Annotated in this window: 22 protein-coding genes and 1 pseudogene; 10 read left to right on the forward strand and 13 right to left on the reverse strand. The window is 66.4% G+C overall.

Annotated features, from left to right (window positions below):
- The first annotated feature begins 24 nt into the window (after positions 1-24).
- On the forward strand, positions 25-858 hold the full coding sequence (locus tag ACOCMM_RS12055; protein WP_419553387.1) for a phytanoyl-CoA dioxygenase family protein: 834 nt from the start codon (positions 25-27) through the stop codon (positions 856-858).
- A gap of 33 nt (positions 859-891) precedes the next feature.
- Here the strand turns inward: ACOCMM_RS12055 and ACOCMM_RS12060 are convergent, their stop codons facing one another.
- From ACOCMM_RS12060 to ACOCMM_RS12085, 6 genes are all read right to left on the reverse strand, one after another.
- Positions 892-1,971 (reverse strand): DUF4268 domain-containing protein, encoded by a 1,080-nt coding sequence (locus tag ACOCMM_RS12060; protein ID WP_419553388.1) that lies wholly within the window; start codon positions 1,969-1,971, stop codon positions 892-894.
- Between the two features lie 244 nt (positions 1,972-2,215).
- Positions 2,216-2,899, reverse strand: a complete 684-nt coding sequence (locus ACOCMM_RS12065) for an O-methyltransferase (protein WP_419553389.1) — start codon at positions 2,897-2,899, stop codon at positions 2,216-2,218.
- A complete protein-coding gene (locus tag ACOCMM_RS12070) occupies positions 2,896-4,038 on the reverse strand; it encodes an acyl-CoA dehydrogenase family protein (RefSeq protein WP_419553390.1) in 1,143 nt (380 codons plus the stop codon). Before ACOCMM_RS12070 ends, ACOCMM_RS12065 begins: the two co-directional genes overlap by 4 nt.
- An 11-nt stretch (positions 4,039-4,049) precedes the next feature.
- Positions 4,050-5,225: an acyl-CoA dehydrogenase family protein gene (locus tag ACOCMM_RS12075; RefSeq protein WP_419553391.1), complete on the reverse strand. Its 1,176-nt coding sequence runs from the start codon at positions 5,223-5,225 to the stop codon at positions 4,050-4,052.
- 31 nt (positions 5,226-5,256) lie between these two features.
- Positions 5,257-6,663, reverse strand: a complete 1,407-nt coding sequence (locus ACOCMM_RS12080) for a glutamine synthetase family protein (RefSeq protein ID WP_419553392.1) — start codon at positions 6,661-6,663, stop codon at positions 5,257-5,259.
- Positions 6,664-6,666: 3 nt separating this feature from the next.
- Positions 6,667-7,968: a Rieske 2Fe-2S domain-containing protein gene (locus ACOCMM_RS12085; RefSeq protein WP_419553393.1), complete on the reverse strand. Its 1,302-nt coding sequence runs from the start codon at positions 7,966-7,968 to the stop codon at positions 6,667-6,669.
- Between the two features lie 137 nt (positions 7,969-8,105).
- On the opposite strand from ACOCMM_RS12085, the gene ACOCMM_RS12090 reads away from it, so the two are divergent.
- Positions 8,106-8,948: a phytanoyl-CoA dioxygenase family protein gene (locus tag ACOCMM_RS12090; protein WP_419553394.1), complete on the forward strand. Its 843-nt coding sequence runs from the start codon at positions 8,106-8,108 to the stop codon at positions 8,946-8,948.
- Positions 8,949-9,433: 485 nt separating this feature from the next.
- A complete protein-coding gene (locus ACOCMM_RS12095) occupies positions 9,434-9,730 on the forward strand; it encodes a phosphatase PAP2 family protein (RefSeq protein WP_419553395.1) in 297 nt (98 codons plus the stop codon).
- On the opposite strand, the gene ACOCMM_RS12100 is transcribed toward ACOCMM_RS12095, so the two are convergent.
- From ACOCMM_RS12100 to ACOCMM_RS12110, 3 genes are read right to left on the reverse strand one after another with little or no spacing between them, the layout of a single operon-like run.
- The gene (locus tag ACOCMM_RS12100) at positions 9,678-10,061 is read right to left on the reverse strand and encodes a hypothetical protein (protein WP_419553396.1); all 384 of its coding nucleotides are present in this window, start codon (positions 10,059-10,061) and stop codon (positions 9,678-9,680) included. The two genes, ACOCMM_RS12095 and ACOCMM_RS12100, sit on opposite strands and share 53 nt — an antisense overlap.
- Positions 10,058-10,681, reverse strand: a complete 624-nt coding sequence (locus ACOCMM_RS12105; RefSeq protein ID WP_419553397.1) for an AAA family ATPase — start codon at positions 10,679-10,681, stop codon at positions 10,058-10,060. Before ACOCMM_RS12105 ends, ACOCMM_RS12100 begins: the two co-directional genes overlap by 4 nt.
- Before the next feature lie 19 nt (positions 10,682-10,700).
- Positions 10,701-10,973 carry an ATP-binding cassette domain-containing protein gene (locus ACOCMM_RS12110; RefSeq protein ID WP_419553398.1) on the reverse strand — a complete coding sequence of 91 codons (273 nt, stop codon included), beginning with the start codon at positions 10,971-10,973 and terminating at the stop codon, positions 10,701-10,703.
- 262 nt (positions 10,974-11,235) lie between these two features.
- Between ACOCMM_RS12110 and mftA the strand changes: the two genes are divergently transcribed.
- Complete coding sequence (mftA, locus tag ACOCMM_RS12115; RefSeq protein WP_419553399.1) at positions 11,236-11,385, forward strand: mycofactocin precursor MftA; 150 nt, start codon at positions 11,236-11,238, stop codon at positions 11,383-11,385.
- A gap of 133 nt (positions 11,386-11,518) precedes the next feature.
- A complete protein-coding gene (locus tag ACOCMM_RS12120; protein ID WP_419553400.1) occupies positions 11,519-11,710 on the forward strand; it encodes a hypothetical protein in 192 nt (63 codons plus the stop codon).
- 161 nt (positions 11,711-11,871) lie between these two features.
- Here ACOCMM_RS12120 and ACOCMM_RS12125 read toward each other — a convergent pair whose 3' ends face one another.
- From ACOCMM_RS12125 to ACOCMM_RS12135, 3 genes and pseudogenes are all read right to left on the reverse strand, one after another.
- Positions 11,872-13,989: a N,N-dimethylformamidase beta subunit family domain-containing protein gene (locus tag ACOCMM_RS12125; protein WP_419553401.1), complete on the reverse strand. Its 2,118-nt coding sequence runs from the start codon at positions 13,987-13,989 to the stop codon at positions 11,872-11,874.
- Positions 13,990-14,169: 180 nt separating this feature from the next.
- Positions 14,170-14,550: pseudogene (locus ACOCMM_RS12130) on the reverse strand (heme-dependent oxidative N-demethylase subunit alpha family protein); the annotation flags it as partial.
- 10 nt (positions 14,551-14,560) lie between these two features.
- Positions 14,561-15,076 carry a heme-dependent oxidative N-demethylase subunit alpha family protein gene (locus ACOCMM_RS12135; protein ID WP_419553402.1) on the reverse strand — a complete coding sequence of 172 codons (516 nt, stop codon included), beginning with the start codon at positions 15,074-15,076 and terminating at the stop codon, positions 14,561-14,563.
- 685 nt (positions 15,077-15,761) lie between these two features.
- Here ACOCMM_RS12135 and ACOCMM_RS12140 point away from each other — a divergent pair.
- Together ACOCMM_RS12140 and ACOCMM_RS12145 are read left to right on the forward strand one after the other, a co-directional pair.
- The gene (locus ACOCMM_RS12140; protein WP_419553403.1) at positions 15,762-16,553 is read left to right on the forward strand and encodes an SDR family NAD(P)-dependent oxidoreductase; all 792 of its coding nucleotides are present in this window, start codon (positions 15,762-15,764) and stop codon (positions 16,551-16,553) included.
- 44 nt (positions 16,554-16,597) lie between these two features.
- On the forward strand, positions 16,598-18,106 hold the full coding sequence (locus tag ACOCMM_RS12145; protein WP_419553404.1) for an amidase: 1,509 nt from the start codon (positions 16,598-16,600) through the stop codon (positions 18,104-18,106).
- A 19-nt stretch (positions 18,107-18,125) separates the two neighbouring features.
- On the opposite strand, the gene ACOCMM_RS12150 is transcribed toward ACOCMM_RS12145, so the two are convergent.
- Positions 18,126-19,142 carry an LLM class flavin-dependent oxidoreductase gene (locus ACOCMM_RS12150; RefSeq protein ID WP_419553405.1) on the reverse strand — a complete coding sequence of 339 codons (1,017 nt, stop codon included), beginning with the start codon at positions 19,140-19,142 and terminating at the stop codon, positions 18,126-18,128.
- 32 nt (positions 19,143-19,174) lie between these two features.
- On the opposite strand from ACOCMM_RS12150, the gene ACOCMM_RS12155 reads away from it, so the two are divergent.
- The 3 genes from ACOCMM_RS12155 (at position 19,175) to ACOCMM_RS12165 (ending at position 21,784) form a co-directional block, all read left to right on the forward strand.
- Complete coding sequence (locus tag ACOCMM_RS12155; RefSeq protein ID WP_419553406.1) at positions 19,175-20,098, forward strand: alpha/beta hydrolase; 924 nt, start codon at positions 19,175-19,177, stop codon at positions 20,096-20,098.
- 64 nt (positions 20,099-20,162) lie between these two features.
- Positions 20,163-20,375 carry a hypothetical protein gene (locus ACOCMM_RS12160; protein WP_419553407.1) on the forward strand — a complete coding sequence of 71 codons (213 nt, stop codon included), beginning with the start codon at positions 20,163-20,165 and terminating at the stop codon, positions 20,373-20,375.
- A gap of 2 nt (positions 20,376-20,377) precedes the next feature.
- Complete coding sequence (locus ACOCMM_RS12165; RefSeq protein ID WP_419553408.1) at positions 20,378-21,784, forward strand: amidase; 1,407 nt, start codon at positions 20,378-20,380, stop codon at positions 21,782-21,784.
- Positions 21,785-21,786 lie beyond the last annotated feature (2 nt).

A 21,786-nucleotide genomic window follows, 5' to 3' on the forward strand; every position in this document is an offset into this window, starting at 1 on the left:
AATTGCGCACGAAGGGAGCACTCCATGTCACTCGGCATCCCGACGTGTTCGGCCGACGACGACCCCGACGCCATGTACGCCAAGCTCGATGCCGCCGGCTGCGTGGTCGTCCATGACGTTGCGCGCCCTGACCAGGTAGCTGCCGCCCGGACTGAGCTGGTCGACCACATGGCCAGCGCCAGGGTGGCCGACGACAAGCCGACCGCGTTCTACCCCGGCCTCACCCGCCGGGTGGTGGCGCTCATGCACCGCTCGCCGACGGTGCGCGAGCTGATGATGCACCCGGTCACCGAAGCGCTCGGCGACCGTCACCTCGGGCAGAACTGCTCGAAATGGACGCTGAACGTGACTGCAGCGCTGGAGGTCGGGCCCGGCGCCCGCGACCAGATCCTCCATCGGGAGGAAGACCTCTACCCGTACTTCCCGCTCCCCCGCCCGAACCTGATCCTGGCATCGATGTGGGCCATGTCGGACTTCACCGCCGACAACGGCGGCACCCAGCTCGTGCCCGGCAGCCACCGCTGGGACGCCGACCGCTCTGCGGCACCCGACGAAGTCGTCCGGGCCGAGATGCCGGCGGGCTCAGTCCTGTACTGGCTGGGCGGCACGCTGCACGGCGCCGGCGCCAACTCCACGCCTGAGGACTGGCGCTACGGGATCATCCTCACCTACAACCTCGGCTGGCTCCGCCAGGAAGAAAACCAGCACGTGTCGATCCCCCTCGCCGACGTGCTCGCACTGCCGGATGCCATGCGCAGCCGCCTCGGCTTCGACATGGACTACGAGAACTCCCTCGGATTCTACGACCGCTCAGTGCTCGCACCCCACCCCGCCGAGGTGAGCGCATCGTCGTCGTGATCAGGCGCTCAAGCCGCCGCCGCTATCAATCGACTAGTCGGTACCCGGTGCCGATGCCGCATCGAAGGCCTCCTGGAGGTGGGGCCTCACTGCATCGACAAGACAACGAGCAGAATCTGCCAACGCCCGCAAGCCCTCTTCGTTCGGTTCGGCCCGTCGTCCGATGTTTACCGACGGCGCAACGACCTTTGTGCGCCTCGTCTGCGATGCGCTGTTTTCCAAGCCGCGCCAATCCAACTCGGCACCGTAAGCGCCCTCGATCTGCAACCGCCGCTGCTTGAGCGCGCACAGGAGCGAGTCGTTGAACTGGGGGTCGTCGTCGTCGAATTGGACTTCCGCATAAGCGGACGAGGCCGTGACCAACATCAGGAGCGCAGCAGGAATTCCGGGAGTGATGCTCCGCTTGACCCACACCGCCTTCGGTCCCCTGGCTGGAAGCTTGATTTCGGTCAGAACCTCCCGCCCGATCGGCAGCCAAGTGTCCCAGAACTGGCGCGCCTGCTCCCGCGCCTCCGCATTCGCGGACGACCGCTTGCCGGAGGCCCGTGAACCGATCGCATCGGGCCGAAGCCAAGTGCGACCCAGCAGCCTGCCCTCGAAGGGTTGAAACAGGACTGCGTTTACGGGAACGTCAAACGACTCATTCAAGAAGTCGATCATGCGCTCAGTCGAGTCGTCGAGGTGCGCCGCGACCACAATCATCCGCGGCACATCACCAATCGAGCCCAGTTCTTCGTCGAAGTGCTCCTCGAAGGCCGCTGCGAGGTCTGATCCTTCGTCTCCAATCGATGCCCGATACTTCGCGTAGAGGTCATCCACCTCGCCAAAGTCAAGCTTCGCGACCCAGGCTGCGTAATCAATGGTCTGTGCGAGAACTTCTCGTGGGGTCTTGTCTCGCTTGTTCTCGATAACGACAAGTTGTCCCTCGCTGTGGAGCGCAAGCAAGTCGAGCGGACCGGATGGCGTCTGCGTCTGGCGCCCGATGATCAGGACATCAATGCCCAGCAGCTTTGGATCGGATTCGATCGCTGCCTCAATCTGACCTTCGGTCGCGAGTGGCTTCTCGTCGATCGGTACAGCTTTACCGTCGTCGTTGAGCTGCCAAAGTGACATCCTCGTCGCCATCGCTCGTTACCCCCTCGTAGAACGTGGTGCCGACTGACGCTAACGGCATCTCGGTTCACCTGACTTTGGGCCACTACCTCACTCCCCGTGGCTAGCTGCTGTCTGACGAAAGCCTCGACGTGTTCGAGAAGGCTGCCGGTATTGCGAAGGCTGTCTGTGCCACAGTTACGACTGTTCTCGTAACCGGTCGCGACCACGTGGTCAGACCCGACAACCCAACAACAACGCGCAACTAGCCGACGCGGACGGTGAACTCGAGTCCTCCGGCGAAGGGCAGGGTCATGGTGCGGAGCTTGTTGGCGGGGTCATTGAGGAACTCGAAGTAGGGCTGGTAGCCCTCGGCGGAGGAGACGGTGTTGTCGGTGACGACGACCGCGCCGGGGCGCAGGGCGGGGGCGACCAGCTCGAGCGCGTCGAGGGCGACATGCCAGATGTCGACGAGCAGGAAATCGACCGGTCCCCCGCAGTCGACCAGCGTCTCGCGCAGATCTCCCTCGCGAAGCTCGATCCAGCTCGCCAGACCTGCCTCTTCGAAGTTGGCCCAGGCAATCGCTGCTTTCTCCGGTTCGTACTCGGTGGCGATCACCACGCCGTCGTCATGACCGTTGTCCCGCACGGCAGCGGCCAGGTATAGCGTGGATACCCCGTGGGACGTCCCGGCCTCGACCACGCGGCGAGCGCTCAGAGCACGGCAGACCTGATAGCAGAACGTGGCCTTGTCGCGATCGAGCGCGACGAGCTTGTCGGCGAGGTACCGGCGCATGTCGTCGTCGAACCCGCGCTGGGTTCGATCCCGGCCGCTCTCCCGCCGCGCCTCGGTGAAGAACGCCGACGTCTCGCTGGCCTGCGCGTCGCTCTCGGCGTGCAGCCGATCGAGCAGTGCCTCGAGCACAGGATCTTGCAGGGGCGACGTCATGCGTGACCCGGCCTCCTCGGCTCGAGGCCGAGTGCGACGGCGGCGCGCTCAGTTTGGACGTCAGTGTCGCCGTGGCTGAGGCAGAACGCCCTGGCGCGTCTGGTGTAGAGCTGCAGGTCGTACTCGGTCGTGTAGCCGATCGCACCGTGAACGGTGTGGGCGGCATGGATCATGTCGACCATCACCTCGTTTGCGAAGACCTTGGTCCCGGCAACTTCGAGGGTCGCATCGCGCCCTTGGTCCAGCATCCAGGCAGTCTCTGCGACCAAGAGCCGGCAGGCGTCGGTGTTGATGCGCATGTCGGCCAACCGGTGGGATACCGCCTGGTAGCTGCCGATCACCTTCCCGAACTGCTGACGGCTCGATGCGTGCTCCGACGCGAGCCGGATCATCCCTTCGCAGCAGCCGACGGCTTCAGCGGTGGCGAGGACGGTGGCCGCATCCAATCCTGCGTCGATGGCCCGCTCCGCCGCACGGCCGCGAGCCAGGACGCTGTCAGCGGGCACCCCCACGTTGTCGAACTCGACGTGGAACAGCGGATCCCCGCCCGTGGCGCCGTGGCGAGTCCATCTGACGCCTGGAGTGTCGCGGTGCACGGCGACAACCGCCGATTCGCCGTCCGGCGTCGTCAGCGACACGAGCAGCACCTGCGCCGCCGACGCGTACGGCACCATCGCCTTCGCGCCCGAGATCGTGGCGCCAGCGTCGGTCTCGGACAGGACGCTCGACGAGGCAGATCGTTCGTCGCGCCCGACCGCGTCGATCAGTGCGGGCGTGATCACTGCACCACTGGCCGCGAGCGTGCTCAACATGTCGCGGGTCGCTGTCGTCGGCTCGGCGGCGGCGAGGAAGGTCGCCGCGAAGCCAGCCGTGCCGACGAGAGGCGTCGAGGCGGCAGCCCGTCCGAGCTCCTCGGCGAGCACGCAGAGGTCGGCGAGTCCTGCACCACCCCCGCCGATGTCGGTGGGGAGCGCAAGCGCGGTCCAGCCGAGCTCGGCCATCTGAGCCCAGATCTCGGCGTTGACGCCGTCGGCACTTGCCTCGACCTCTCGCACCGTGTCGGCGTCGAGCGAGTCGGCCAGAAAGCGCCGGGCGCCGTCCCGAATCATCTCTTGCGTGTCGTTGAGCATCAGGTCCATGGCAGTCGCTCCTACCGGGGGAGGCCGAGGCCGCGCTGGCTGATGATGTTCCGCTGGATCTCGTTCGTGCCCATGGCGATCGGCTGCGGGATGCTGTGGACCCAGTGATCGTTCATGAGCCCGTCGAGCGGGGCGAGGCCGTCGCCGGTGCGGAGCTGTCCCCTGGCGCCCACAATGTCGAGACCGATATTGCCGATCAGGATGTTGAGCTCGGACGAGAACACCTTGCTCACTGCGGGGTCGACGTCGTTGGCGTCGCCCGCCGCCATGGCCGACACGACGCGGTAGCACAACAGCCGTGCTGCTCGGTACCGGGCCTGCAGCCGCACCAACCCAGCCCGCACCGACGGGCGCATGGCCAGCGGCCGGCCATTCTCGTCCTTCGTGGTGGTCGCGTATTCGATCAATGCGTCGAGCAGCACCTTCACCCGGGCATGGAGCGCAGCCCCGACCCGCTCATGGGCCAGCGTCGACATCGCGACCCGCCAACCGTCGCCTCGCGGACCCAGCAGGCAGTCGTAGGGCACCTCGACGTCGTCGAAGAAAACCTCGTTGAACTCCTGGGGGCCGCCCATCGAGTCGATCGGCCGGACCGTGATGCCCGGAGTGTTCATGTCGACCAGCAGCATCGACAAGCCCTGGTGCTTCCGCTCGCCCGGATCGGTTCGGCACAGCAACAAGCACCAGTCCGCAGCAGTCGCGTAGCTGGTCCAGATCTTCTGACCGTTCACCAGGAAGCACCCGTCGGCGTCGGTTGCCCTCGTGGACAGCGCCGCGAGATCGGAGCCCGCCTCGGGTTCGGAGAACCCCTGGCACCACATGACCTCACCCGCCGCCATCGGCTTCAGGAACCGCTCCTGCTGGTCGGCGGTTCCGAACTCCATGAGCATCGGGCCGATGTAGTTGAGGCTCATGTACTGCGGGCCGCGGGGCTCACCGGCCGCCCACATCTCCTCGCGCACCACCATCTGGCTCCACACGTCGGCGTCGACGCCTCCATGGGAGACCGGCCACGACATCGTCAGCCAATCCCGCTCCGCCAGCTTCATGCAGAACTCTCGGGTGAACGGATAGATGCGGTCGTCGTCGTGAAACAGGCCTTTCCACCAGTCAGGCAGCTCGGCGTCCATAAACGCGCGCAGCTCTTTCCGAAACTGCTCCGCCTCGGCCGGGAATTCGAACTCCATTCACTGTCTCCTCGGTACCGTCCCGCCTCGGCTAGAAGGTGTCGTAGTACTCGCGCTGTTCCCAGTCGGTCACGGTTCCGCTGAACCGTGACCACTCGGACCGCTTGAGGGTGACGAGGTAGTCGACGATCTCGTCGCCGAGCGCGTTGCGGTAGAAGGCGCTGCGATCGAACGCGTCGATGGCATCGCCGAGGGTGCGCGGCAACAGGGGCCCGGCCTCGGCCTCGTAGGGCATCTCGCTGGGCGGCGGCACCTCGATCCTCGAGTCGATGCCGTCGAGTCCCGAGAGGATCTGGGATGCGAGGTAGAGGTAGGGGTTCGCCGCAGGGTCGCCTGCGCGGTTCTCGATCCTGGTCGCGGGGCCCGGGGGCTCGTCGATGACTCGCAGCATGGCACCGCGGTGCTGGCGGCTCCACACGATCCGGTCGGGAGCAACCTTGTGCGGCCGGTAGCGCTTGTAGCCGGTGATGGTCGGCGTGGTGAGCAGGCAGGACTCCTCGGCGTGGGCGAGGAGCCCGCCGAGGTAGTGCCTCGCCATCTCCGAGAGCGTCTCGCCGGGCACCGTCGGCGCGAACAGGTTGCGGCCGTCGTCGACAGCGGCGACCGACTGATGGAGGTGCCAGCCGCTCGGGAATGCATCGTCATGTTCCGGTCTGCACATGAACGTCGCATGGAGGCCGTGCCGCCTGGCGATCTGCTTCACCGCGGCGCGGATCAGGACCGCCTGATCTGCCAGCTCGACGCCGTCGGCGGGTGCGAAGGTGAGCTCGACTTGGCTGGGCCCGAGCTCAGTCTCGATGGTGCGCGGCGGCAGGCCCAGCGCCGTGAGGTGGCGTTGGATCGGCTCGAGCAGCGGTTCGATCTGATCGGAATAGTCCTCAGCCAGAAGGTCCCACCCCTGGTGAATGCGCCGGTGTTCACCGGAGTGCTCGTCGAGGCGGTAGAGATGGAACTCGATCTCCAGTCCGGCGCGCAGCCGCATCCCGCGCTCGGTCAGCTTGCGGTGCGCTTCGGTACAGATCCGGCGCGTCGACAGCACGATCGGAGCACCCTCGACGCTGTAGAGGTCACTCAGCAGCCACCCGGTCCCGTCGAGCCACGGCAGCACGCGGAACGTGGTGGGGTCCGGGACCATGACCATGTCGCGCGCCCCCATGGCTGAGGCGAGCGTCGGGCCGCCGTCGGGCTCCCAGATGCGGAACGCGTACTGACCGCCGGTGTCCTTGGTGAGCAGCGAACCCGGAAACGCGACACCGTTGCGCAGCGCCTGCGGGACGTGCGCCGCGTCAAGAACCTTGCCGTGCAACAGCCCATGCTGATCGGCGAACGACACCCGAACGCTTCGCAGCCCCTTGTCGCGGACCTGATCCTCGACTGCCGCCGCGGCGTCGGCCCAGTCCGCATCCCAGCGGTCTTCGGGCTTCGTGGTGTCGGGCATCGGTCAGTCCGCCAGCGCGGGGGCCCACCCTGAGGCCTCGCGTCGTTTGGTCTCGAGATCGCGCCACGCGGCGTCGAAGTCGTCGCCGGTGGTGACGCCGTCGATGGCGCCGGGTCCGCGGAGCGCACCTGGATCGGCCGTACCGATGAGCGTGTCCGCATCGGGCTGGCGCAGAGCAGCCAAGAACATGCGGCGATGGGTACGGATGCCGGCGTCGGTCGGGCTGAGGTGCTCGGTGGTGCGGTCGAAGATCGGGCCGGGCGACTCGACAGCCCACTGATCGTGGACATTGATGTCGGCGCCCATGCCGGTGTAGGTCCGCTCGCGCTGCTCGACCGGATCGAACCCCCAGTTGTTCGACTGGTCGGCGATCGGGCGGTACTCAGGCAGGGTGACCTGGCTGATGCGCTGGGCTCGCATCACCTCGGCGTCGACGGGTTCGCCGTAGCTGACGAACATCGAATACCAGTAGCAGTGGTGATCGTCGATGGGCACGTGCCACTGGAAGATGCTCATCTCCCGGCTCATCGCGATCGTGATCGCGTTGGGGAAGATGCAGTTCGAGATCCGGACGTGGGTGAACTCGTCCCGGTAACGGCGCAGCGTCCGGAACCGGAACCCGAACGGGGTGGGCTCGATGGTGATGTCCGGCGCAGAGGCCTCCCTCATCAGCTCAGCGACGGTCACGTCGGTGTCCGCGATGGTGTCGCGGAACTGCAGCCCGTACGTGCCGTCCTCAGCGCCAAGGAAGCGATGCAGGAACGCCGCGTGCGCCGGGTCTATCCCGACCTCGTGGGCCTGCAGCCAGTTGCACCCCCACATGCCCTTGAACGCGAACACCTGCGGGCCCGGCGCCACGAAGCAATCCAACCCCGGAAGCTTCGGCGGATCGCCCTCGCCCAGGTACGCCCACATGATGCCGTTGCGCTCGGTGACCGGGTAGTGGACCTGACACACCCTGGTGTGGAACGTCGACGTCGGCGGCTCTGCCGGTGTCTCGAGACACGCCCCGGTCACATCGAAGAGCCAGCCGTGGAACGGGCACCGCAGGCCGCCGTCCTCGACCCGGCCATAGGACAGATCGACGCCGCGGTGTGGGCATCGGCGCCCGATCATGCCCAGCCGGCCTCGGTCGTCGCGAAACAGCACGAGGTCCTCGCCGAGCAAGCGAACCGGGACCACCGGCCGGTCGCCGCCGAGTTCCTCCGTGAGGGCCGCCGGCTGCCAGTACCGGCGAAGCACGTCACCGCCCGGAGTCCCCGGTCCGCTCTCGGTCAAGAGTCGGTTCTCATCGGCACTGACCATGCGAACCTCCCCCCGGTCGTGCAATACGAGGACTCACGGTCGTCTAGCAGGCGATGCTAGAGGTGAGTCCAGACCCGAGTAGTAGTTTCAGCGACGAGCCAGACCGGCCAGCCACGGCAGGCAAAGAGAAGGATGCAATGCCGAAGCACCTGACCGCCGCCCAAGTCGACCACTACCGCGACCGCGGCTACATCGCGCCGGTCGATCTTCTGACCGAGAGCGAGGCGGCCGAGGCGCGGGCGAAGCTCGAGGCCTTCGAGGCCCGCAACGGCGGCCCGCTCGGCGGCGCTCAGCGTGCCGGCGGCCATCTGTTGTGGCCATGGATCGACGAACTTATGCGCCACGAGACCCTGCTCGACGCAGTCGAGGACCTGATCGGCCCCGACATCTTGTGCTGGAACTCGATCTTCTGGATCAAGGAGCCGGGTTCGCCGAGCTACGTCGGTTGGCACCAAGACCTCGAGTACTGGGGACTCGACAACGACGAGCTCGTCAGCGCATGGATCGCACTCTCGCCCGCTTCCGAGGCAGCCGGCGCAATGTCGGTTCTCCCCGGAAGCCACCGGGAACTCCTCTCCCACGACGAGACCTACCACGCAGACAACATGCTGACTCGGGGCCAGGAGCTCAAGATCGAGGTCTCCGAGCGAGAGGTCGCCTCGATGGCACTCGAGCCCGGCCAGATGTCCATGCACAACGTGCGGCTCGCGCACGGATCGGGACCGAACACCACCGACGACCGCCGCATCGGTCTGTCGCTGCAGTACATACCGACCCGAACCAAGCAGCGCCTCGTCGACTGGGACTTCGCCACCCTCGTCCGCGGAACCGACACATACGGTCACTTCGAGCTGACCCCGCGACCACAAAGAGACTTCGATCCCGTCGCAGTCGAGTTCCACCAGCGAGCCGGCGTGGCACTCCGCGAACTCCTCTACCAGGGTGCCGAGCGCCCGGCCGAACGAGCCCCGACGCTATAGCTGCGCCCTGTTCCTGGTGTCGGAGGGGCGAGTTTAACCCTAAGTACACGCGGCCCCTGGACCGCCGAACTGATCGCTGCGTGACGCGAAGTCGCTAGTCAGAGACTCACGACGGGGTTTTTGGCACCCACACCTACCGCTCTCTCGGACAATTGCCCCCCGCTGGGCAACCAACAATCAACCGCGGCCGCTTCCCAGCCGCGGCTACGCGTCGTCAGATCCACCCGCTGCGACGGACTCATCAACGAATACCGAAACGCCGCCTGACCAGCCACGACCGAGTATCGGGCACCTTCGTGTGTCCTGAAGGGAAGTGATGACGATGTAGAAGGTCGCCAGCACGGACCGTGCTGTGCCAGTGATGGAGGTAGGTCCTCTGGGGTCGCCGTGCAGGCGGAGATCCCAAACCACCGCAAGCTGCGTCGGTCAAGAGCCGGCAGACCGCGTGACCCAACCCGACCCCACGGGGCCCAAGGGGAGCGTGCGTGACGGATCGAACTGAGCACCGCTTCGAGGGCGTCTTGTACGAGCTCCCGTCCAACTACCCGCACATCATGAACGTCGCGATGGACGTGCCCAAACGGGTGTCCGACGCGTTCGCGGCGCGGGGCCAAGCATCGATGATCGTCGCCGTCGGCCTGAGCCGCGTCTACCTCGGTGCCCACTGGCCGACCGATGTCATCGGCGGCGCAATCGTCGGCGCTGGGCTGATCCTCGTCGCCGAACGCGTCATGGTCCACGAACGCACGCACGGCGGCTGCCGATGCGCGCTCGCCATGTGACGGCGCCGCGACGAGGACGCAGCGGCCCACGCTGGGGTACCCCGGGAAGCAGATCGGCATCGAGATCGCCCTGCCGGAAGGCGAGGAAGACCAGTGGTCCTATGATGGTGAAGACCTCGGCGTGTACGAATCCGGCCAGGCTGGTGATGTCCTCGATGCCGAACAGCGACTTCATGGTCTCGGGCATGGCCTCGACGTAGTCGGCGAGCTCGGTCTCGACGCTCGGGTAGAGGGCCATGACCCAGACGATCATCAGCCCGAGGCCGATGCCGTAGCCGATCACCCCGCGTCGGCAATCCTGGAGACCTCGGGCCACGACCGCCGCCGTCATCGGCTCTCTCCGGCTGGTGGGGTGTCGCTGCGGTAGTAGTCGAGGAAGATGTCTTCGAGGTCGGCCTCCCGGACATGGAGGTCGACGATCTCGTGGTCGGCGGCGACCTTCATCAACTGGATGAGAGGCCCTTCCACCTCGACCCTGGCGGCTCGCCCGTCGATGTCGACTTTGCGCACACCATCGACTCTCTCCAAGCGCGTCGGCTCGATCGGCACCGCGAACTCGAAGTCGACGCGGCGCACCGCCATCTGCTTCAGCTGGCTCACTTCGGCCACCTCGACAAGCGAGCCGTCGCGAATGATCCCGACCCGGTCAGCCACCCGCTCCACCTCGGAGAGGGTGTGTGAGGAAAGAAACAGTGTTCGGCCCTCGTCACGGATCTCGCGGGCCAGGTTCTGGAACTCGCGTTGTAGCAGCGGGTCGAGACCAAGTGTCGGTTCGTCGAGGATCATGAGCTCCGGTTCGTGCATGAGGGCCTGTACCAGCGCGAGCTTCTGCCGGTTGCCCATGGACAGGTCCCGGATCGGTCGACCCAGCTCGACAGCGAACCGATCGACCAGATCCGCCAATGGCCGCAGTGATATCCCGCCTCGTAGCTTTGCGAGGTAGTCGAACATCTCGGCCCCAGTCAGCCGCTCATAGAAGGCGAACTCCCCGGGCAGGAACGCGCCGCTGGACCGCGTCGCGCTCGCGCCAGCAGTCGAGGCCGAGCACCCTCCCGCAGCCTGATGTCGGGCGGATTTGCCCTACCAGCAAATGGATGGTCGTCGACTTCCCCGCGCCGTTCGGTCCGAGAAAGCCGAACACCTCACCTGACCGCACATCGAGATCCACGTCCTCGACTCCGCGTTGGCGGCGGTAGTACTTGGTCAACCGCGTCGAGTCGATGGCCAGGTCGACGCCGGTCATGGCTCAGAGCCTGGGGCTGCTGGATGGTGACACGGCAGGCGCATAGTAGGTCTCCTCGGCGAGGACGGCCCGTTCATCCTGGCGAGCGTCACCAGCTCGAGCCGGTCACCCGCCTGTACCTCGACAACCGCCCGGCCACATTCGCAGCCGAGCTCGAGCAGGCGAGACCCCGGTCGCACCGCCACCGCCCGTGTGACGCCTGCCGGCGAGGGGGCGGGCAGGCCGATTACCACGAACAGACCGCCAGACCACGACGAGACCGATGCATATCGAGGTGACCGACACTGTCGAAGCACTGGAGGTCGTGGCCGGCGACGAGGACGCACGAGAGGCCGTCGCGCAGGACGATCTCGTCGAAGCGGAGCTCCTCGTCGAGGAAATCTCCATCGACGGCATGTGCGGGGTGTACTGAGCCATCTCCGCTCAGCCCGATTCCCCGGAAGGCTTCGACCCTGAGGCCCCGTATCGCCTCAGTTCCAAGGTCGCATTGCGGGCCGAGCCGTTCGGCGCTGGCCTACCACTTCGACTCCCGTCGGCTCGTCTTCGTGAAGGCCACCGGCCTCGTCGAGGTCGTCCGATCACTCGAACACCACGACAGCGTCGAGCTCGCCCTCGACGCGGCCATCGAGGCTGGACTGATCGACGAGCGCCAGCGCGCCAGCTACGCGTCGGGGCTCGAAGCGCTGGCGGGGTCGGAAATCATCGAGGCTCGACCCGTGGCCGAGGTACCGGCATGACGGCAGCAAAACGCCGCCGCTCACTGCGCAGCTCGAGCGGCGGCTCGACGCTCCTATAGGCCTGACGTGAACTGGCCCTGGGTGCCGTGATCGCTGTGGATCAGGGTCTCGTCAGGCTCCCGGCTCTCGATAGCCATCCCGATCAGGCTGACGAAGAGGGGTCACGGAAGCTCGAACGGCGCCTGGTCGAGGAATCGCCGCACGACGTTGGTAGTGATCTGGGCTATGTCGTTGTCCCAGCCGTCTCGGGCCAGCGCGCCAAACCACGAGATCGAACCGACCGAGAACACCGCGCCCCCGTTCGGGGTCTCGAAGAACGTCATGTCGGCCCGGACGTATGGGTCGGGCGTTGGGAAGGTCACGGCGGCCTCGAACTCCTCCTTGGTGCGGATCATGTCCGGCCCGAAGTCAGTGGCAGATGCCAGGACAATGGCGTGCTCGGGCGATCCGAGGCGAGTGTCGTAGCGGTCGACCTCCTGGCCAGCAGCCCCGCCGCCCAGTCCCGAAGTCCCGATCCGCTCTCCGTGTACCCCGTCGAAGATCCATGCGGCCCGTGAGGTATAGCTCGCCTCAGTCCGCTCGTAGTAGCTGGCGCGGTCGAATCCCTGGGCGGCGAAGCCGATCCCCACGAGCTCGTTCGGTGCTCGGCCGAGTCGCCGCCACAGCCCGCCGTACTCGCCGCCGAAGGCGTGGTAGCTCTCGCCCGGCTCGCACTGCCAATTCCGCACCCCATCCTCGGCGCGACGCAGCTCGATCGCACCGGGCCAACTGTCGCTGAATGCGACCCGCCAGTAGAACCCGTTGCCCCCCGCGTAGATCAGCCTTCCACCGCCGCGCTGCCACTGCTCGAGCCCGTCGAGCATCACCGTGGACCAGTACTCGGGATGCGACCCGCTGACGATCACCCGGTCCGGAGCGAGCGCGTCGACGCCCTCGGCATGTAGGTCTTCGTCGGTGACGATGTCATGCCCGACGGCAAGGTGATCGAGGAAGGCATTGATCACTGTGTCAGGCGTGAAGTTCCAGCCGTCTGCCCCAGGACGCAGCTGGAGCACCGGGCGACGTCTCGAGCTGAACATGACGCCGCTGCCGTCGGAGTGCTTCTCGTAGGTCGAAAGACCGAGCTCGGGATGGTCCCTCACGTACTCGTGCTCGGGGCGGAGCCGCGTCCTTGATTCGACGAAATCGGTCCCCTCGAAGAGCATCCGGTGGTTCGCGTAGGCCATGTACGTGCAAGAGGGCATCAGCAGCGCGATGTCAGCGGTCGGCGCACCGATCGCCGGGCGCACGAAGAACGGGATTCGGTCGTCGCCGGCGTCGCCGCGCAGACGGAACGCGTAGATCCCGCTGGCCAGATCGGCAGGCAGATCCAACGACGCAGTCTCCTGCCATCCGGCGTCGTACAGGTCGTCGCTGTGGAAATGGATCGCGTCGTAGTGAGTCGGCTCGTCGCACCAACGATGCACGGTGCCGTTCCAGGCGGGGCCGGTTACGGCGCGGGCGGGGAGCTGGTGGAGCTCGAGTGGGCGATCGACGCCGCCCAGATCCGCGATGGTCCGATCGCCGATGTCCGAGCTGAAGTCCCAGCTGAGCTCCAGACCATCGACGCCGAGTCGCGGCGACGAGATGCGCCCGTCGAAGCGACCACCGCTTGGCGATGCAGCCAGCAACATCGTCTGGAGATCGACTGGGCCGGTTGAGCCGTCGCCGATGGTCGGCTCGGGATCGACCTCGAGGAGGTCACGGCCCGGTGAGACTGTTGGCGCTGTCGTAGCCAGAGCGGTGATAGCTCCTGTTTCGAGGTCGACGTCGAGCTCGATGCGGTACCACCTCCGTCCGGCAATAGGTCGAGAACGAAGGCGCAGCTCAGCTACGCTCGATCGGGCGATCAGGTGGCCACTGTCGAGGGCGATTTCGACCACTGTGCCCGTGGTTCCCTCCAGCACGACGACCGGCTGCGACTCGGACGGCCTGGTCGCCATGAGCGCGAACTCGAGCTGCAATGTTTGAGCGGCGGTGAGCCCCTTGAGATCGACGCTCGCAAAGGACCCCGGTATCAGGGCCGCTTCGGAGAGATCGACCCGGTCGGGTAGGCTGCTGTCGATTTCGGTCTCGGAGAATCCCGGCCCATAGCGAGTGCGGTCACCGCAGCTGATCCGGACGATGTCAAGGGTCGCAGGACCGGGGCTGTGGCTCGAAGCCTTCAGGCTGATGTGGTCACCGGCGCGGAGTGAGAGCGGCTCGCAGTACCCAGTGATCTGCTTCGGCCTATCGTCCATCGAACGTGTCTAGCGCGGCCCGATCGAGCGTGTTGCTGACCGAAGAGGTCCGAGGGCGCGAGTCTCACCGGCCCCGGCATCGAAAGCGCCGGCGCCCCCGAGAACCCCGCTCACAGCAGCCGGGGCCGGGGACGCTGACCACCCGCTCGGTACTGCGGGAACGGAGCGGTCCACTGGCACTCAGCCAGTACTGATGGAGCCCAGCCAGGCGGTGACGTCGTCGATCCAGCCATAGCGCCCACCCCGGCTCTCGACGAGTTCGGGAGTCCAGTCTTTGATCGCTTCGAGGAGTCGTGCGGCGAGGTCAGGGAGCCTTGTCAGCGCCGCCGATGGTGCGAGCTGGACGCGGATCGTGAACAGGATGGCCCCTGTAGCGGGCAATCGTCGCAGTGTCTGACGCTCGCTGCGGAGCCAAAGGTGGTCGGGGTGAAAGGCATCGGGCTGACGAAGCGCGCTCTGGTCGGGAGCGAACAGGAGGGGGTGGGCGCTGAAGCCCCAGTTGCGGCGTGAGACGATCCGGTCCGGGGAGAGCCGGTCGAAGAACCGCGACACCCGGGTGGCAAGATCATGCTCATAATGGGGGACGGGTCCGTGGACGTCCTCCTGGAGTCGGCCGAGCTTGTCGCCGAGTCGCCCAGTAGGTCGGGAAGCCCACCAACCCCGCGGTCAAACGCCAGCCACCGTCGGCTTGCTCCATGACGCACAGGTCCTCCTGTATGGCGAGGCCGGCTCTGGCCAGCGGTGGGGCGATCGTGTCGTCCCACTCCGACAGCGCTTCAGGCAAGTGGCGGGCCAGCCAGTCGTGGACGAGCCCGCTTGCTTCGGCGCAAGAGCCCTCGCTCCCGGGGAGCGCAGCGAACACCTCCCCATGGGCCTCGTCGTGGAGTCTGCGCTTGAGGGCGAGCTCGCTGGCGCGAAGCTCGTCGGCGCGCAGCCAGTCCGCCTCCTCGATGCCCCGCGTGCCCATGCGTTGATACGGAACGCCGGCATGCACGCTGACCCGGTCGAGCTCATCGAGCCAGCGCAGGTCGGCGTTGCGGTACCGCTCGATGTCGATCGGGTAGGCGTGCGGGTCGACCGGGATCATGGCGAACCCACGCGGGCTCGCCAATCATGGCGGATCCAGACCCGGTCCAGCTCGCCGGTCACTGCGCGATCGTCGCACACGTTCCGGCAAAACGCCCCCGCGAACATCACCAGAATGCGTCACGGACCAGCACGCATCTGGCCGGCACGAGCGGGGCTCGAGGTCGAGCCGAGCAGATCGGCTCGAGTTTGCTGGCCAGCGCTCGGTTGCCTGATCGTTGCCAGGTCGTGGCATCGCTGTGAGCGGAGAGCGTCGCTGACGAAGGGCGGGGTCGTGGCGCCGTCACAGGATAGATCCGCCTGTCCGAGGAGTACCGATGCGACCCTATGGCGCCTTCATTCTTTTCACCGCAGCCCTGGTCGCGCTGCGCCGAGCAGCGTTGCCGATCTCGGTCGGCGGAAGCATCGCCCTGACGCTCCTGGTCACTTCCATTGTGCGGACGCTCACATCACGCAGAGCTTGAGACCCACGACGCGCCGCCAGCAACGACGCGCAAGGACAGTGTCCGGAAGGCTGCTCTGGTCTCCCGGGTAGGCCAGTCGATGCCTCGGCACCGCGGCGAACGGCCCGGGTTGCTGCAGGATGTGTTCGCTCCTCGCGAACACCCGACATTGCGCAGGCGTCAGTGCACACGGCCTACCGTCGCTGGCAACTCCGGCCGCGCGAGTCTGATTGGAGACACACCATGCTCGATCTCGACCTCAGCGGGCACACGGCCATCGTCACGGGAGCGAGCCTCGGTATCGGCGCCGCTGCTGTGCGCCAGCTCGCCGACCACGGCGCCCGGGTGGCGTTCTGCGCTCGCCACGACGACGGTGTCGCCGCGCTGAGTCAGTATGCACCCGAGTCGGCCAGCGGAGCCGTTCACGGCTATGTCGCCGACATGGCCGATCCGGACTCCGTGGCAACCTTCCTCGCGTCGGTCGGCGCCGACATCGGGCCGGCCGACATCGTCGTGAACAACGTGGGCGCTTCGCCCTCGCGCAACTTCCTGTACATGTCCGATGACGACTGGGAGGACCTGTTCCAGCTCAACTTGATGTCGGCCGTTCGGTGCACCCGGCATTGTCTTCCGGCAATGCGCGCCCAGAAGTGGGATCGGATCGTCATGGTGGCCAGCGGCGCAGCGCTCTATCCCGGGGCGGCTCTCATCGACTATGCGGCCACCAAGGCCGCGATGGTGGCGACCGGCAAGGCGCTGGCCGGCAAGTACGGGCCGGACAATGTCCTCGTCAACTCTGTTCTGCCCGGCCTGATCCATACCGCCATGTGGGATCGGGCCGCTGACGAGGTCGCCGAGGCCACTGGCGGCACTCGCCAAGGGGTCCTCGACGGCAACGCAGCTCGTGTTCCACTGGGCCGGTACGGAACAGCCGATGAGGTCGCGGCCGTCATTGTCTTCCTCTGCTCGGACGCAGCGTCGTATATGAACGGTGCGACGATCGTGGTCGACGGGGGTGAGGGGGGCCACATCTGACTCGACCCCGGGTTGGACTCGGCGCTGATGCGTATAGTCAGGGCATGACAAGTGCAGCCGATCGTGACATCGCCGACCTGGCAGCTTCGTATGGGCTGAGCTTCGCTGGCGATGACGACCTGGCCTCGTTCGTCGAGGCCGTGCGGGGGTCCGTCGAGGGGGCCGAGAGCATCGCCGACCTGCCCGACGAGCCCGTGGAAGTGAAGTACCCGCGGTCGGAGTGGGCGTATCCCGACCCGGCCGAGAACGAGCTGGGCGCCTGGTATGTCCGGACCGACATCGAGGGAGCGAGCAGCGGCAAGCTGAGCGGTCGGACCGTGGCGATCAAGGACAACATCTTCGTCGCCGACGTGCCGATGATGGACGGCACGCACATCCTCGAGGGCTATGTGCCTCCCGTCGACGCAACCGTCGTGACGAGGCTCCTCGACGCGGGAGCGACCATCGCCGGCAAGTCCGTCTGTGAGGCGTACTGCTTCTCGGCGGGCAGCCACATCAGCGAGTCCGGCCCTGTCCTGAACCCGCTCAACCATGAGCGGTCGGCCGGCGGATCGTCGTCGGGCAGCGCCGCCCTCGTGGCGGCCGGCGAGGTCGATCTGGCCATGGGTGGCGACCAGGGCGGATCGATTCGCATCCCGTCCTCCTATTGCGGCATCTACGGCCTGAAGCCGACGCACGGCCTGGTGCCCTATACCGGCATACTCGGGATGGACCCCAGCATCGACCACACGGGTCCGATGACGGGATCGGTCGGCGACAACGCTCTGATGCTCGAGGTGATCGCCGGGCCGGACGGGCTCGACGAGCGCCAGCCTGACCAGGAGGCTCAGGCCTATACCGAGGCCCTCGGCGGGGGCGTTACGGGCTTGAAGATCGGTGTGTTGACCGAGGGTTTCGGCTACGACGACTCGGATCCCGACGTCGACGCCAAGGTCAGAGCGGCGGCCGAGCGCTTCGCCAAGCTGGGCGCCCAGGTCGGCGACATCTCGGTGTCGATGCACCGGGACGCAGCGATCATCTCGGCCGCGTTCATCCCGGCGATCATCGACATCATGTACACCAACGACGGCCTGCCGCTGGGACGCAACGAGCCCCTCGTCGAGAGCTTCTATGAGGTCCAGAACACCTGGCGTCAGCGACCGAACGATCTGCCTGAGGGGGTCAAGGTCTTCCTGATCGCTGCGGCGCTCCTCAAGCGCGAGAGCGGTATGAGGTACGTCGCCAAGGCCATCAACCAGACCAGGCGGCTGAAGGCCAGATACGACGCGGCCCTGCAGGAGGTCGATCTGCTGTTGTTGCCGACGACACCCATGAAGGCGTCGGTGCTGCCCGGGCCGGACGCCTCTCGCGAGGAGATCATGACCCGGTCCTATGAGTCGCTCACCAACACGTGGCCGTTCAACCTCACCCACCATCCGGCGCTGTCGTTGCCGTGTGGGCTGAGCGATGGGCTACCGGTAGGGCTCATGCTCGTCGGTCGCCATTTCGACGAGACGACCATCTACCGGGCGGCCGCCGCCTTCGAGCAGCACGACGACTGGCGGACGCTGTAGCAGGCGCTCCCCCAGCAGCTCAGACGAAGGGGGCGGCCTCGATCTTCTGGGCCTCCGGCAGCACCTCCTCACCGAACCGGGTCACCAGATCGAACAGCTCGTCGATCGTGTTCGACCGAACGTCGAAGATCAGCGTCACGTGCCCGTACCCCTCGTTGGCGTACCGCTCGAGCTCCTCGAGGAGGTCTTCGGCCGTTCCGGTCATCGTCGGCCGGTTGGCCCCACGGAGGATGGGATCGTCGGAGTCACAGAGCAGCGCCGAGCAGATCGTGCCGTACCAGAATCCCGACATGTCCTTGCCGATTCGCTCGCCTTCGGCAATCGCGGCGTGCTTCGCAGCGGCGTAGAAGTCGACCGGGCAATGGGGCTCGGCGTGAACGGTGTAGAGCCCGTCGCATTGTCGGGCAGCGCGTCGTGCTCCGATCGGCGTCGTTGCGCCGTAGACGATCGGCGGCCGGGGCTGCTGGTATGGCTTCGGGTCCATCGAGACACCATGGATCGTGAAGTGCTTCCCGTCGTGGTCGATCCAGTCGTCGGACCACGCCTTCTTGTAGATCTCGATGCACTCCTCGGTGACCTCACCGCGGTTCTCGAAGTCGGCGCCGAGGGCGCGAAACTCGTCCTCCTCCCACCCGATCCCGACGCCCATGATCACCCGGCCCTCGGAGAGCTGGTCGGCGGTCGCGAACTGATGTGCCGACGCGAGGGGATGCCGGTAGGGCGCGATATGGACCGAGGGAGCGAATCTGATCCGTTCGGTCGCGTGAGCGAGGCCCCCCAACAGCACGGCGACATCGAGCATCATCGGCCTCTCCGGATAGGCCCTCGTCCGCGACGAGGTCACCGGGTAGTCCATCGAGAGGTCGCCCCCCATCACGACATGATCCGAGAGCCAGATCGAGTGGTAGGAAAGGCGTTCTGCGAGCTGGGCGAACTCGAAGGGACGGACGTCAGCCGGCTGAATCGGCTGGAGGTAGAAGTCCGTCTCGTCTCGGGTCAACAGACCGTGGTTGGGTATCTTGACGCCGATGTCCATGCCGGCACGCCTCCTCGAGGAAGAGGACCACGATGACTGATGGTGGGTCCTTCACCCGTGACACCGTCGAGTTCACGAGCGCTGGAGATACTATCGAAGCCTACTTCTACCTGCCCGATGGCGTCGAGCGGCCACCGGTTGTCGTGCTCGCGGGGGGATGGTGCTACGTCAAGGAGCTCGTGCAGCCGCTCTATGCCGAGGCATTCGCGGCCATCGGGCTGGCGGCTCTGTTGATCGACTATCGCCGGCTCGGCACCTCGGGGGGTGAGCCCCGCCAGCACCTCGACCCTCACGACCAGATCGAGGACTACCGCAATGCGATCTCCTATTTGGAGACGCGCCCGGACGTCGATGCGGCGCGGGTCGGTGCCTGGGGGATCTCCTATTCAGGGGGCCACGTGCTCATCCTCGGCGCCACCGACCCCCGCGTGAGATGCGTCGTGTCGATCGTTCCCGTCGTCGACGGGCTCCGCACGCTGCGCCGAGCACACGGGACGCTCGGCATGCGCCGACTGGAAGAGGCCATTGCCGCCGCCCGGAGGAAGCTCTTCGTGACCGGCGAGCACTCGCACATCCCTCACGGCACGCGGACCCCCGAGACCGAGGTCTCGACATGGCCGTTCCCCGCGTCGCGTGACACCTTCGAGTGGCTCCAACAGAACAGGGCCCCCAACTACCAGAACAGGGCGACGGTCGCATCGACGGAGATGCTGCTCGCCTACAGCGTCTACCCGTTCGTCGAGCGCCTCGTGGACGTCCCGACCATGATGGTGGTGGCCGAAGGCGATGACCACACGATGTGGGACCTCGAGATCGAGGCCTACGGCGCCATCCCGACACCCAAGAAGCACCTCGAGGTCGTGCCCCGCTCCGGGCATCTCGGCCTGTACCGCGACGAGGCCAAGGTGCGGGAGGTGGCCGGCGCATGCGGCGAGTGGTTCCGCCGGTGGCTGTGAGAGCCCGGACTTCGACCCCACGGGGACCCATAGACTCCGTCTCACGAGAGATGAAGGAGCGGCCATGGACTCCCGGGAGATCGTCATCGCCAAGCTCTCCGAGTGGGGCATCGAACCCAGCGAAGAGGATCTCGAGGAGCTCATTCCCGCCTATGAAGCCCTGATCGGGTGGCAGCGGGTCCTGGAGGACATGCTCCGGACCCGATCGATGGGCAACGACATGGAGTTCCCGCTGAGCGAGCCGATCGTGGTTCACGACCTGGAGAGGTACCGGTAGCCATGGCGAGCACGGGACAGGAATTGGCGTTCGCCTCGATGGAGTCCCTGTCGGAGCGGATCCGGCAGCGGCAGGTGTCACCCGTCGAGGTGACAGAACTCATGCTCACCCGCATCGAGGAGCTGAACCCGATCATCCACGCCTACTACACGGTCTTCGACGAGCAGGTCATGGACGACGCGAAGCGGGCCGAGCAGGAGATCGCCCGAGGCGACTACCGCGGTCCCCTCCACGGGATACCGATGGGTATCAAGGACATCTACGAGATGGGGCGCACGACCTGGGGCTCCCAGCCCCTGCAGGACTATGTGGCCGAGGAGGACTGTGTCGCCGTCAAGAAGCTCAAGGACGCGGGCGCCCTGATCCTGGGCAAGACGGCGACCTATGAGTTCGCCTATGGCGTCCAGAGCCTGGAATCGCCTGTCGAGCCGGTGCGCAGTGCGTGGGATCTGTCCCTGGAGGCGGGCGGCTCGAGCAGTGGCTCGGCTGGAGCGGTCGCTGCGGGCATGGCCTACTCGGCGATGGGCTCGTGCACGGGCGGCTCGATCCGTTGGCCGGCCCAGTGTCTGCTGCACGTCGGGCTCAAGGCCACCTATGGCCGGGTGAGCAGGAGGGGGATACTCCCGCTCGCGTGGAGCCTCGACCACCCGGGGCCCCTAGCGAGGACGGTGAAGGACTCGGCGCTCGTGCTCCAGGGGCTGGCCGGCTACGACGAGCTCGACCCGGGCTCGGCGAACGCCCCGGTACCCGATTTCACGGCGAAGCTCGGACGGGACATCGGTGGCATGCGCATCGGCCTGCTGACCGACCTCTACGAGGCGACGTGTGATCCGAAGGTGCTCGAGGTCTACGAGCAGGCGGTCGACAGATACCGCAGCCTCGGCGCAGAGATCGTCAGGGTGTCGAGCATCGGTCTCGCCGAGCTCGAAGCCATCCAGTGGCCGACGCTGTGGGCCGACGCAGCCGCGATCCACCTTCGCAATGTGCGCAACCGTGGACACGAGTTCAATCCGAACACCCGCCAGTTTCTCCAGTGGGGGATGCTGGTCAGCAGCACGTACTACCTGCTGGCGTCACGGTGCCGAGCCCAGGTCCGCGACGATCTCTGCGCCGCTCTCACCAGCCAGTGTGACGTTCTCATGTTGCCGACGGCCGGCTTCCAGGGGCCCGGGCCGGTGCCCGAGGAGTCGCCCGGACTGAACTTCATCGGCTCGGCGTTCGAGATCTATACGCCCATCTTCAACTTCACCGGGCTCCCGGCTATCCAGGTTCCCTGTGGCTTCGACGCCGATGGCTTCCCCACCGGGTTCCAGATCGCCGCCAAGCCCTTCGACGAGGTGACGATGTTCCAGGTGGCACGGGCCTACGAGCAATCCGAGAAGTGGTACACGATGCACCCCGACATCTGAGC

The organism is Candidatus Poriferisodalis sp., assembly GCF_965198245.1.
In the GTDB taxonomy this organism is placed as follows: domain Bacteria; phylum Actinomycetota; class Acidimicrobiia; order Acidimicrobiales; family Poriferisodalaceae; genus Poriferisodalis.

Excerpts from the sequence above, each read along its gene's own strand:
- ACOCMM_RS12055 (WP_419553387.1), top strand. The coding sequence starts at position 25 with ATGTCACTCGGCATCCCGACGTGTTCGGCCGACGACGACCCCGACGCC.
- ACOCMM_RS12060 (WP_419553388.1), bottom strand. The coding sequence starts at position 1,971 with ATGTCACTTTGGCAGCTCAACGACGACGGTAAAGCTGTACCGATCGAC.
- ACOCMM_RS12065 (WP_419553389.1), bottom strand. The coding sequence starts at position 2,899 with ATGACGTCGCCCCTGCAAGATCCTGTGCTCGAGGCACTGCTCGATCGG.
- ACOCMM_RS12070 (WP_419553390.1), bottom strand. The coding sequence starts at position 4,038 with ATGGACCTGATGCTCAACGACACGCAAGAGATGATTCGGGACGGCGCC.
- ACOCMM_RS12075 (WP_419553391.1), bottom strand. The coding sequence starts at position 5,225 with ATGGAGTTCGAATTCCCGGCCGAGGCGGAGCAGTTTCGGAAAGAGCTG.
- ACOCMM_RS12080 (WP_419553392.1), bottom strand. The coding sequence starts at position 6,663 with ATGCCCGACACCACGAAGCCCGAAGACCGCTGGGATGCGGACTGGGCC.
- ACOCMM_RS12085 (WP_419553393.1), bottom strand. The coding sequence starts at position 7,968 with ATGGTCAGTGCCGATGAGAACCGACTCTTGACCGAGAGCGGACCGGGG.
- ACOCMM_RS12090 (WP_419553394.1), top strand. The coding sequence starts at position 8,106 with ATGCCGAAGCACCTGACCGCCGCCCAAGTCGACCACTACCGCGACCGC.
- ACOCMM_RS12100 (WP_419553396.1), bottom strand. The coding sequence starts at position 10,061 with ATGACGGCGGCGGTCGTGGCCCGAGGTCTCCAGGATTGCCGACGCGGG.
- ACOCMM_RS12105 (WP_419553397.1), bottom strand. The coding sequence starts at position 10,681 with ATGTTCGACTACCTCGCAAAGCTACGAGGCGGGATATCACTGCGGCCA.
- ACOCMM_RS12110 (WP_419553398.1), bottom strand. The coding sequence starts at position 10,973 with ATGACCGGCGTCGACCTGGCCATCGACTCGACGCGGTTGACCAAGTAC.
- mftA (WP_419553399.1), top strand. The coding sequence starts at position 11,236 with ATGCATATCGAGGTGACCGACACTGTCGAAGCACTGGAGGTCGTGGCC.
- ACOCMM_RS12125 (WP_419553401.1), bottom strand. The coding sequence starts at position 13,989 with ATGGACGATAGGCCGAAGCAGATCACTGGGTACTGCGAGCCGCTCTCA.
- ACOCMM_RS12135 (WP_419553402.1), bottom strand. The coding sequence starts at position 15,076 with ATGATCCCGGTCGACCCGCACGCCTACCCGATCGACATCGAGCGGTAC.
- ACOCMM_RS12140 (WP_419553403.1), top strand. The coding sequence starts at position 15,762 with ATGCTCGATCTCGACCTCAGCGGGCACACGGCCATCGTCACGGGAGCG.
- ACOCMM_RS12145 (WP_419553404.1), top strand. The coding sequence starts at position 16,598 with ATGACAAGTGCAGCCGATCGTGACATCGCCGACCTGGCAGCTTCGTAT.
- ACOCMM_RS12150 (WP_419553405.1), bottom strand. The coding sequence starts at position 19,142 with ATGGACATCGGCGTCAAGATACCCAACCACGGTCTGTTGACCCGAGAC.
- ACOCMM_RS12155 (WP_419553406.1), top strand. The coding sequence starts at position 19,175 with ATGACTGATGGTGGGTCCTTCACCCGTGACACCGTCGAGTTCACGAGC.
- ACOCMM_RS12160 (WP_419553407.1), top strand. The coding sequence starts at position 20,163 with ATGGACTCCCGGGAGATCGTCATCGCCAAGCTCTCCGAGTGGGGCATC.
- ACOCMM_RS12165 (WP_419553408.1), top strand. The coding sequence starts at position 20,378 with ATGGCGAGCACGGGACAGGAATTGGCGTTCGCCTCGATGGAGTCCCTG.